Annotated in this window: 12 protein-coding genes; all 12 read right to left on the reverse strand. The window is 31.4% G+C overall.

What is annotated here, in order from left to right:
- Positions 1 to 332 precede the first annotated feature (332 nt).
- On the reverse strand, positions 333 to 743 hold the full coding sequence (locus Q0370_RS03000) for a hypothetical protein (protein ID WP_299571941.1): 411 nt from the start codon (positions 741 to 743) through the stop codon (positions 333 to 335).
- A gap of 165 nt (positions 744 to 908) precedes the next feature.
- Entirely contained in the window at positions 909 to 1,415 is a 507-nt protein-coding gene (locus tag Q0370_RS03005) for a DUF4865 family protein (RefSeq protein WP_299571944.1), read from the reverse strand.
- A gap of 26 nt (positions 1,416 to 1,441) precedes the next feature.
- On the reverse strand, positions 1,442 to 2,953 hold the full coding sequence (locus Q0370_RS03010; RefSeq protein ID WP_299571947.1) for a 2-isopropylmalate synthase: 1,512 nt from the start codon (positions 2,951 to 2,953) through the stop codon (positions 1,442 to 1,444).
- Positions 2,954 to 2,984: 31 nt separating this feature from the next.
- Entirely contained in the window at positions 2,985 to 3,674 is a 690-nt protein-coding gene (locus tag Q0370_RS03015) for an aspartate/glutamate racemase family protein (protein ID WP_299571949.1), read from the reverse strand.
- A gap of 29 nt (positions 3,675 to 3,703) precedes the next feature.
- On the reverse strand, positions 3,704 to 4,453 hold the full coding sequence (locus Q0370_RS03020) for a class I SAM-dependent methyltransferase (RefSeq protein ID WP_299571952.1): 750 nt from the start codon (positions 4,451 to 4,453) through the stop codon (positions 3,704 to 3,706).
- 39 nt (positions 4,454 to 4,492) lie between these two features.
- Complete coding sequence (gene ilvN / locus Q0370_RS03025) at positions 4,493 to 4,981, reverse strand: acetolactate synthase small subunit (protein ID WP_006804546.1); 489 nt, start codon at positions 4,979 to 4,981, stop codon at positions 4,493 to 4,495.
- On the reverse strand, positions 4,974 to 6,692 hold the full coding sequence (gene ilvB / locus Q0370_RS03030; protein ID WP_299571960.1) for a biosynthetic-type acetolactate synthase large subunit: 1,719 nt from the start codon (positions 6,690 to 6,692) through the stop codon (positions 4,974 to 4,976). The genes ilvN and ilvB overlap by 8 nt, the downstream gene beginning before the upstream one ends.
- Positions 6,693 to 6,840: 148 nt before the next feature.
- Positions 6,841 to 8,058, reverse strand: coding sequence for a threonine ammonia-lyase (ilvA, locus tag Q0370_RS03035; protein ID WP_299571963.1), 1,218 nt, complete (start codon positions 8,056 to 8,058; stop codon positions 6,841 to 6,843).
- 14 nt (positions 8,059 to 8,072) lie between these two features.
- Positions 8,073 to 8,624: a hypothetical protein gene (locus Q0370_RS03040; RefSeq protein ID WP_299571966.1), complete on the reverse strand. Its 552-nt coding sequence runs from the start codon at positions 8,622 to 8,624 to the stop codon at positions 8,073 to 8,075.
- Between the two features lie 138 nt (positions 8,625 to 8,762).
- A complete protein-coding gene (locus Q0370_RS03045; RefSeq protein ID WP_299571969.1) occupies positions 8,763 to 9,497 on the reverse strand; it encodes an endonuclease/exonuclease/phosphatase family protein in 735 nt (244 codons plus the stop codon).
- A 173-nt stretch (positions 9,498 to 9,670) separates the two neighbouring features.
- A complete protein-coding gene (locus Q0370_RS03050) occupies positions 9,671 to 10,315 on the reverse strand; it encodes an O-methyltransferase (RefSeq protein ID WP_299571972.1) in 645 nt (214 codons plus the stop codon).
- 294 nt (positions 10,316 to 10,609) lie between these two features.
- Positions 10,610 to 10,790 (reverse strand): type II secretion system F family protein (locus Q0370_RS03055; protein WP_299571975.1); only part of this gene is annotated, 181 nt, incomplete at its 5' end.

Below are 10,790 nucleotides of genomic sequence, written 5' to 3' on the forward strand. Positions count from 1 at the left end.
TCTTTTTTATTTTCGTAGGATTGCTCATTGCCGCAAATCCTACAACCTATGGCTAGTCTACGACATTTTTCTGCACTGACAAAAAACTCGCTATGCTTAAACAGTTTTGCCAGTACAGAAAAATGCTCCGACGAATTATTTATACTGGACTTTATTAAAAAAGTTTGTAATAATTTCGTTATTTAAATGGGGGTTACCATTTGAAATTAATTTGGCGAACAGTGTCCGCCATTTTCCAAAACCATAAAAATTTTCTAAATTATGCGAACGATGTTCACACTTTTTGGATTTAAAAAATCAGAAAATTCCCTCCATCTCTACCTAAACTAATATTAGTATTTTATCTGTTTTTTTACTTTCAGAACTAAAGGCTTTCCTATAATAAGACACAAATTACCCAATACACCAAGTGTCAAAGCGCTAAAAAGGAATTTACTTGTTGCTATTTCTCCATTTAAAGTTTTAAATAATAAAATTGTAATTGAAAGCCAAAATATCAAAGCAAATAACCAATTTTTCCAATTAAATCTTATTTCAATTTCCATAACTTCTTTTTCAATGTTTATTTTTTGTTCCGAACTTTTAACAAAAAGTGTACTTGCTTTAATTGTATGTTCTCCATAATCTACATATTCAATTTCTTTTTTTGTTCCTTTAAACGTTATAATTTCATCATCTAGAAAAAAATTCATTGAAATATTTTGTCTAATATTTGATTTATCATTTATAATCAATTTAGGCATAAATTTTCTCCTCAATCATTCAGAATTATTTATTATAAAGCCTATTATTCCATTAATATAAGCCTTTATACTTGCTTCCACAGCATCCGTACTTTATCTATTTCCATTTTCATCTCTCCTAAATCAATTTTGGTTACTGTAAAATCTATTACTCTGTATCTTAATTTATTGTGAAATATGCAAAACTTCGTACACTTTTGAATTTTCTACTTCTTTAGGAGCATCTTCAAAAAAATAATACTCTGTATGTTTCCAATTTTCAGGGTTATATACTAATGCTTTTCCAACAATTTTATCATCTGATATAGAAAATTCCATTCTTTTCATTTTTTCCATTGGTTTTGTTTCATTCTCTATTTCTAATAAATATCTTGCTTTAGAAAAGTTTTCATTAAACTCTTGCAACAATGGTATTCCAATATTTATAGTCTGCCAGCCAAAAGAATTTAAAATATTATCATAGAAACCATCAAATATGAATTTATTCATTCCTTTGTTATCTTTCCAAAAATATAATGGCGAATATTCTTTATTTTCCTCAGAGATTAAATAGGCTTTAAAAAATAAATCTTCAAATCCATCTGTTTTAAATCCATTTTCTTGCACTCTTTTTCTAATATTGTTCATATCAAAATCTTTCGAAAGTTTTACTTTATACTGCATCATTATCATATCTTTTATCCTCCAATATTTTCTATTTAATTACTATATAATCTATTTATCCCGTTAATATAAGCCTTTATACTTGCTTCAACTACATCTGTACTTTGTCCTCTACCGATAAATCTGTTTCCATTTTTCTCGATAATTACAACTACTTGTGCCTGTGCATCAGTATCTCCAGTTATTGCCTCCAGCTTGTATTCTTCTAGAACAAAAGTATCACTTACTGCTAAATTAACAGCATTGTAAGCCGCATCAACAGGCCCATCTCCAAGAGCTTCTTTAACCAGTTTTTCTCCATCCAGTTCAATTGTAACTGTTGCTTTTGGCTTTTTCCCTTCCTGTCTTGAAATTTCAAAGTGAGCCAGTTTTATTCTTCCTTCTATTTTTGCTGCTTCTCCAGCAACTAATGCGATAATGTCTTCATCTAAAACATATTTTTTCTTGTCTGCCAATTTTTTAAACTGTGCAAATAATTCTTCTACTCTATCACTTCCGACATGATTAAATCCTAGTGATTCTAATTTTTGTACAAAAGCGTGTTTTCCTGAATGTTTTCCAAGTACTAAGCTGTCTGGATTTCTTCCAACAGATTCTGGACTCATAATTTCATAAGTTTCAGGATTTGCTAATACTCCATGTTGATGAATTCCTGATTCGTGTGCAAAGGCATTCGCTCCAACAATTGCTTTATTTGGCTGTGTTGAAACTCCTGTCAAAAGGCTTACTAATTTACTTGTTGGGTAGATTTGCTTTGAATCAATGTTTGTGTAGTATTCTTCAAATAAGTCTTTTCTAGTTTTTAAAATCATTGCAATCTCTTCAAGTGAAGTATTCCCAGCTCTTTCTCCAAGTCCATTAATTGTACACTCAATCTGAGTTGCTCCAGCTTGAATCGCCGCAACCGAATTTGCCACAGAAAGTCCCAAGTCATCATGGCAATGCACAGAAATATCCACATTTTCAATCCCTTTAACATTTTTTTTCAAATAAGTTATAAGTTCAAACATTTCATTTGGAGTTCTATAACCTACAGTATCAGGTACATTAAGTGTAGTGGCTCCAGCTTTTATAGCCGTTTCATATACTTCCACCAAAAATTCCTTTTCAGTTCTAGTCGCATCTTCTGAAGAAAATTCAATATCGTCAATAAGCGATTTTGCATAAGACACCATTTCCTTTACTCTATCTAAAATCTGCTCTTTTGTCATTTTTAGTTTGTATTCCCTATGAATCGGAGAAGTTGCAATAAATGTATGTATTCTTGGTTTTTTCGCATTTTTTACTGCCTCTGCCGCTACTTCAATATCTTTTTTCACAGCTCTCGCCAAACTTGTAACTGTAGATTTCTCAATATTTTCAGCAATTAATTTAACTGATTCAAAATCTCCTGGTGATGCCACCGCAAATCCAGCTTCTATCACATCCACCCCAAGACTTTCAAGCTGTTTTGCAATTCTCAATTTTTCCTGTGTATTAAGATTGACACGTGGTGTCTGCTCCCCATCTCTTAGTGTTGTATCAAATATTTTAATATGTTTTTTCATTATCTCCTCCTTATAGGTAATACTTTTCATTTTATTTTATAGAATAAATTGCTGCCTGCTCTGCATGAATAATTGCTGTATCAAATAATGGAACATCAGTATCTTCATTTTTTATAAGAAGCCCTATTTCTGTACAGCCTAATATTATTCCTTCTGCACCTTTGTTCCTAAGTTTATCAACAATTTCTAAAAATTTCTTTTTTGAATTAGAATTTATAATTCCAAGACAAAGTTCGTCATATATTACTTTATTTATAATTTCTATATCATTTTTATCAGGAATTATGACATTTATCCCTTTTTCAATAAGTTTTGATTTGTAAAAATCCTGTTCCATCGTATATTTTGTTCCAAGCAATGCTATATTTTTTAATCCTTTTTCTAATATCTTTTCTGCTGTCATTTCAGCAATATGCAATATCGGAATTGAGATTTTTTCTTTAATCTGGTTAACAACCTTATGCATTGTATTTGTGCAAATAACTATAAAGTCTGCTCCCGCTTTTTCAAGATTATTAGCAGCCTCTCCCAAGATTTCTCCACTTTTTTCCCAATTTCCATTTGCCTGACATTCTTCTATTTCCTGAAAATCCACACTGTATAATATGCATTTAGCCGAATGAAGTCCACCAAGCTTTTCTTTCACAGTTTCATTTATTATTTTATAATAAGTTACTGTGCTTTCCCAGCTCATTCCTCCTATTAATCCTATTGTTTTCAAATTCATCTTCCTTTCAAAATAAAGATTTTCTATTCTTTCACAGCCTCAAATCTCAATCTCACATAATCCGCCAGAATTTGTCCATTTTCATTTCTTTCCAGTTCTTTTTCAACTTTTTCAGTTATTTCATCAATCAGTTTTTCATGCATTTCCACTGGAACGTTTACAAGAGCAGGCGCAGAAAAAGTTTGAAGCCATCCTTTTATTCCAGTTGGAAGCAAAGTAGGACGGGCAAAACTTATCATTCTTTTTACTTTCAGCCCATATTTTTCAAGTAATTCCGTTTTTTCTTCTGGAGTTGGAAAAAACCAGCATTTTTTAGCTTTCATGTTATATTTTTCTACAGTTTCAAAAATAGCATTTTCTATTTTTCCCACATTTCCTTTACAGCCTGTCTCGGCTACAAAACGTCCACCTTTTTTCAAGGCTCGAGCTACTCCTTCCATCACTTTCTCTGGATTAGTCATCCAATGTAATGCCGCATTGGAAAAAATCGCATCAAACTCATTTTCAAACTTCATATTCTGTGCATCTCCCTGTACTGCCTCAACCCCAATTTTTCTTGTCGCCTCAACAAATTTCTGACTTCCATCAAGTCCTAAAACTTTGCACCCATATTCAGTAATTTTCTTAGTCAATACTCCATCTCCACATCCCAAATCCAAGATATACTCATCTTTTTGAGGATTTAGCCACTCAATCAGATCTTCTCCATAAACTGATACAAAACGTGCATTTTTCTCATATTTTTCCTTTTCCCAATGCTGGCTTACATTCATTTTATTACTTCCCTTCTGTACTTTTTTATTTAAAAAATATTACATTTTTTCGCCTCTACTCATTGCTACAACCCCTGTTTTGGCGATTTCCAGTATTCCGTAACTTTTCATCATTTCCACAAATCCACGTAATTTTTTCACATTTCCTGTAAGTTCTATTACAAGCGAGTTTGGTGCCACATCTAGCACTTTTCCACGATAAATATCTGCAATTTGAACGATTTGAGCTCTTGTTTGAGCGTCAGATTTTACTTTTATAAGCATAAGTTCACGTCTTATAACTCCTTCTGCCGGAAAAATCTTTACTTTTACAACGTCAACAATTTTATAAACTTGTTTTTGAATCTGATTTAATGCCTTGTCGTCACCATCAACTGTAAGTGTCAATCTCGCATAGCCTGGCTTATTTGTAACTCCAGCAGTCATCTTGTTTACTGAATATCCTCTTCTATTAAACATAGACATTATTCTTGATACAATTCCATTTGTATTTTTTGTAATTATTAATATTTCATGCTCCTTAATCATTTTCCAGTACCCCTTTCTTACCTATCATTTGACTTACAGTTTTTCCTGCTGGTATCATTGGAAACACATTTTCTTCCTTTTCAACGATACAATCCAGTATCACACCTTCATCTGATAAAATCAGATCTTTTAATTTATTTTCTAAATCTGCCTTTGTCTGCAATCTTTCCGATTTTATCCCATACGCATCAGCAATTTTTACAAAATCAGGATTACATTCCAAATCAACAAAAGAGTATCTTCTATCTTTAAATAATTCCTGCCATTGTCTAACCATTCCTAAGAACGAATTATTTATAATTACTATTTTTACTGGCAAATTATACTGTCTAATCATCATAATTTCTTCAAGTGTCATTTGAAAACCGCCATCTCCAACGATTAATACAACTTTCTTATCTCTTGCCCCAACTTGAGCTCCAATTGCTGCTGGCACCCCAAATCCCATTGTTCCAGCTCCACCTGAAGTTACAATGCTATTTGCATTTTTATAAGTCATATATTGTGCAGCCCACATTTGATGCTGTCCAACATCTGTTACAACAATTGTATCCCCATCCAGAATATCATTAATCGCCTTTAACACTTCCTGTGGAAGCAATTTATCCTTACCAACATCTCTATGTGCCAATGGATATTCCTTTTTCCATTCTTTTACTTTATCTGTCCATTCTTTGTGATCCTGTGGCTCTAATTCCTTATTAATTTCAGAAAGCACATTTTTCAAATCTCCAACTATTGGCACATCAGCCTTTTTATTTTTATCAATTTCAGCAGGATCAATATCTATATGTATTATTTTCGCATGTTCACAAAATTTGCTCGGATTTCCTGCGATTCTATCATCAAATCTTATCCCAGCTGCAATTACTAAATCTGCCTCGTCTGTAGCATAATTTGCTGGAACAGTACCATGCATTCCAAGCATTCCAAGTGATAATTCATGATTTTCAGGGAACGCTCCAAGTCCTAAAAGAGTTGTAGTTACTGGAATATCCATTTTATTTGCCAACTCTAAAAGTTCCTTTGAAGCTCCAGATTTCATGACACCCGCTCCCGCTATAATTAACGGTTTTTTAGCTTTTTTTATCAATGATAAAGCTCTTTTTATCTGTACAGGATGCCCAACATAGGTTGGCTCATATCCTTCCAGCTGTACTTCTTTGTCAAACAGCTTGTTAAATTCCTCATAAGAAATCTCCTGTTGCTGAATATCGTTTGGTATATCCACCAGTACAGGTCCTGGCCTTCCTGTTGAAGCTATAAAATAAGCCTCTTTTATAATTCTTGGAATATCTTTAATGTTTTGCACCAAATAATTTCCTTTTGTTATTGGAACAGTAATTCCTACAATATCAGTTTCCTGAAAAGCATCTCTACCAAGCAAGTTGCTTCTTACCTGTCCTGTTATAGCCAGTAATGGCACAGAATCCATATGTGCAGTCATAATCCCTGTAACCAAATTTGTTGCTCCAGGTCCCGAGGTAGCAAGACAAACTCCCACTTTTCCAGAAACTCTCGCATATCCATCTGCCGCATGCACTGAACCTTGCTCATGTCTTGCAAAATAATGTTTAATTTTACCAAAGCTGTAAATTTCATCATAAATTGGTATTACCGCTCCACCAGGATACCCAAACATATCAGTTACGCCCACTCTATGAAGGCATTCCAATAGCATTCTTGCACCATTTATCATTTCGTTACTCATTTTTCAACCACCTTTTTTTTGATTTTTTTATTAATTTTTCGATAATTTAATTTCTTGATTTATATTCCTAATTCTATTTCCTATTTAAACAGTAAATGTTTAATAAATTTTTAGTTGCATACTATTTTAGCAAGGAACTAAAACTTCTCTACTCTATCTCCTGAGAATTCAATCTTTTAACCACATATCCTTTTTTGTTAAATTCCTCTATTATTTTTTGGATATGCTCCTCACCATTTGTTTCCACCGTTACCTGAAGTTCCACATCGTGAAATCTATTAAGATTTTTAAACTGATTATGGTCAAGCCTTATAACATTTGCATTTTGTTCAGACAAGATTTGCGATACAGTAACCAGCTGTCCTGGTTTATCAGGCAAGTCAACCGAAAATCTAAATATTCTACCTCTTACAATAAGCCCTTTATTTATCATAGAAGAAATAGTTAGTACATCAATATTTCCTCCACTTAAAATTGATACAATCTTTTTCCCTTTTTCATTAATTTTTCTAAGTGCCGCAACTGAAAGGACCCCTGCATTTTCTGCAACAATTTTATGTTTTTCAACTAACAGAAGGAATGATTCCATAAGTTCATAATCTGAAATTGTAATTATATCATCCACATAATTTTTTATATAATCAAAGTTCAATTCTCCAATTTTTCTAACTGCCGTTCCATCCGCAATTGTATTTGTTTCAGGCAGTTCCACAACATCTCCATTTTTTAGAGCCGCAAGTGCCGAAGCTGCTCCTTCTGGCTCCACACCGATTATTTTTATCATAGGATTTTTCAGTTTTGCCGCAAGTGCAATTCCTGAAATTAGTCCTCCACCTCCAAGTGGCACAAGAATTATATCAGCATCAGGTAATTCTTCTAACACTTCAAGTGCAATTGTTCCCTGTCCTTCCACAACATCATCATCATTAAACGGATGAATAAACACATACCCTTCCTTCTCCTGCAATTCTCTTGCATAATTATAGGCATCATCGTATTCTTCTCCTGCTAAAATAACTTCAGCACCATATTGACGAGTTGCTTCCACCTTTATAAGCGGTGTGTATTTAGGCATTACAATAACTGCCTTAATTCCTAGTTTTTGAGCTGCAAGAGCCACACCCTGAGCATGATTCCCTGCTGATGAAGCAATAACTCCCTTTCTTTTCTCCTCTTCCGTCAATTTTGCAATCTTGTTATATGCTCCCCTAATTTTAAACGAACCTGTTCTTTGTAAGTTTTCAGGCTTAATATAAACATCATTTCCAGTTTCTTTCGAGAATACTGAACTGTGAATCAATTTAGTTTTTGTTATCACAGTACTTAATCTCTCTCTTGCTTCCATAAAATCATAAAGTTTATGCAATCTCTTCACCTTCTTCAAAAATTTTTATTTTTTATTTTAAGATACTCACTTAAAACATTTTTTTCAATTTCCTTCAATTTTTGAACATTTTCATTAATTCTTTTATTCCCGATAATATATTGAATCAGTTTTTCGTTCTCATCAAAATAGTATCTTTTTTCGGTAATTTTTGATTTCTTACTATTAAAAATCTCTCCAACTTTCATATTGTTTTCTTTATACCAATTCCCATTTATATAATACGGAACATTATATTTTTGAGTTCTATCATAAATAAAATAAACTTTTCCATTTTTTATATAGTATTCTGTTAAACTATTCCAGCTTTCACTATAATATTCCGTTATAATTTTTTTAATAGTTCCATTTTGAAAATAATATTTTATAGCACCACCATCTGTACTCTTTTCGCTATCCTCAATTTCCTTTACTACATAATTTTTTACAGCATTCGTACTTGTATAATCTTTTCTAATCTGAGCAATTTTATTTTCAATATTTGATTCACCGAAAATTATACTGCTAATTAAAATAGCTGATATTATAATTTTTCTAAAAATTTTCATAAATCCCCTCTTTAACTATGATTTTTTTATTCTTTCTATATAATTCTGTCTAACTAACTTATAATTTGTAATAAATGTCTGTAGATGTACATTCTTTTATATCCTGTATATTTTTTACAAAAAGTAAAAGACTAATAATCAATGCATAATTTCAAAATCAACTAATATTGGCAAATGATCTGAAAGCTGTGTTTGTATAACTTCATAACTTTTTACTTTTATTTCCTTTGAACAAAGCACAAAATCAAGTTCACGTTTAGGATTCCAGCTTGGAAAAGTCGGATCTTTCCTTGTATTCACATTTTTTAAATTGGAAGCCTGTAAAAACATCTCAATTTCCTCTTCTCCCCAGAACACATTAAAATCTCCAGCAACTATAACTGGCTTTTTGCAGTTTTTCACAAAATTGTAAAGCTGCACAATCTGTTTTTGTCTTGTTTTTCCACCAAGTGCCAAATGAACTAGAAATACTACTACATCTTTTGTTTCAACCTCAATAATCAATTTTTTCATTCCAATATCCAGATAATGAAATTCTTCCCGTAAAACAGGTTTTTTAGAAAGCAACGCATTTCCTTGCTTTCTTACCATCGGAAATTTCATGTAGTTGGAATCTTCCTCATATTTGTACTGATAAACATTATTATTTCTAGTAATTCTTCCAAGAAGTGTAGCCTGATTTCTGCTATACATTCTAAATGAACCAAGATCAACTTCTACAAGTCCCACAATATCAGGCTTATACTTATTTATAAATTTCCCAATCCGATAAATGTGTTTTACTGAATGCCCTAAATATCCTCGTATATGCTTAAATGGCTGATTCAGATACTTTCCTGTTCCATATCGAATATTATACAAAAGAAATTTCATTTCCTCTCACTTCTCTTTCCCATATTTACAAAATTATATTATAAATCCAAATCTCTTTATAACAATTCCAGTTTAAAACAAAAGTGGAAAACTAGACTCCATCTATAGGCAATCCATTGCTTTTTTTCACATCTTTAATCCAATTTTTAAGTTGAGTCATTAATACTGAATATTTATTTTTTTACTATCCCAACTCCATCTCCAAACGGCAGCAGTACAAAATTATACTCTTCATTCAATTTTTCTATAAATTCTTTAAGCCTTTTTACAATTGTCTTATATCTTTTCGGAATTTCTTCCTTATCTGTTGCAACCAATCCACGAAACATTAGATTATCAATAAAAATAATTCCATTTTCATTGAGAAGTTCATAACTCATTTCAAAAAACTTCAAATACTGCCCTTTTGAAGCATCAATAAAAATAAAATCATATTTCATATTTTTATTAAGTTTTGGAATTTCCTCCAAAGCATCTCCCAAAATCATCTTATTCTTTTCGAATAATCCAAGTTTCTTAAAATTTTCCACAGCTTTTTCATAACGAATTTCATCAATTTCCATTGTTGTTAAAAACCCACCATTTTCATTAGCAATTTGTGCCAAAAATAGCCCTGAATATCCTGTCGCAGTTCCAATTTCCAAAATATTTTCAGCTTTAATATTTCTAGCTGTAAAAATCATATAATTTAGCACTTCATCTGTAATAATCGGCACATTTTGTTCCAAACTTTTGTTTTTTATCTCCTGTATAATTTCATTCTTTATTTTAAATAAATTCTGTGCGTATTTCGATGATTCTATAAAATTTTCTATCATAAATTTTCCTTTTTTCTTTTATTGTATACTAACATCCCTTTAAAATTGAATCTATAAGGTTTGAACAGTATACTCACAACTTTTAATTTCAACTTTAAACTTTGCTTTAATCCAAATTATTTTAGATAAATTAGCAATTTATTCCATTTTATAAACCATATATTTTATTTATAAGGAATTTTACCCTCTCTTTATATTAAGAATGGTTAATAACAAATACTGTATTTACATTATCTGTGTAAAATCGAAAATTTTCATTTCCAACTTTAATTTTTTATATTTTTAATTTAATATTTAGAGCATTTCCCCCATTTTAAAAATAGGCAGCATAACTGAAAATACAATAATTCCGATAATTACTCCAATAAAAATTATAGAAAGTGGCTCAAACATTTTTAAGAACCATTTTATCTTTTCACTAACTTTTTCATAATAAATTTCATTTAAATTAAAAAAAGAAATTTTCATTTCTCCA

Origin of the sequence: uncultured Leptotrichia sp., assembly GCF_938036635.1 — a bacterium.
GTDB classification, from domain to species: Bacteria; Fusobacteriota; Fusobacteriia; order Fusobacteriales; family Leptotrichiaceae; genus Leptotrichia; species Leptotrichia hongkongensis.

What these genes read in the sequence shown, in the direction of transcription:
- Q0370_RS03000 (WP_299571941.1), bottom strand. Translation starts at nt 743, where the DNA reads ATGCCTAAATTGATTATAAATGATAAATCAAATATTAGACAAAATATT.
- Q0370_RS03005 (WP_299571944.1), bottom strand. Translation starts at nt 1,415, where the DNA reads ATGATAATGATGCAGTATAAAGTAAAACTTTCGAAAGATTTTGATATG.
- Q0370_RS03010 (WP_299571947.1), bottom strand. Translation starts at nt 2,953, where the DNA reads ATGAAAAAACATATTAAAATATTTGATACAACACTAAGAGATGGGGAG.
- Q0370_RS03020 (WP_299571952.1), bottom strand. Translation starts at nt 4,453, where the DNA reads ATGAATGTAAGCCAGCATTGGGAAAAGGAAAAATATGAGAAAAATGCA.
- ilvN (WP_006804546.1), bottom strand. Translation starts at nt 4,981, where the DNA reads ATGATTAAGGAGCATGAAATATTAATAATTACAAAAAATACAAATGGA.
- ilvB (WP_299571960.1), bottom strand. Translation starts at nt 6,692, where the DNA reads ATGAGTAACGAAATGATAAATGGTGCAAGAATGCTATTGGAATGCCTT.
- Q0370_RS03040 (WP_299571966.1), bottom strand. Translation starts at nt 8,624, where the DNA reads ATGAAAATTTTTAGAAAAATTATAATATCAGCTATTTTAATTAGCAGT.
- Q0370_RS03045 (WP_299571969.1), bottom strand. Translation starts at nt 9,497, where the DNA reads ATGAAATTTCTTTTGTATAATATTCGATATGGAACAGGAAAGTATCTG.
- Q0370_RS03050 (WP_299571972.1), bottom strand. Translation starts at nt 10,315, where the DNA reads ATGATAGAAAATTTTATAGAATCATCGAAATACGCACAGAATTTATTT.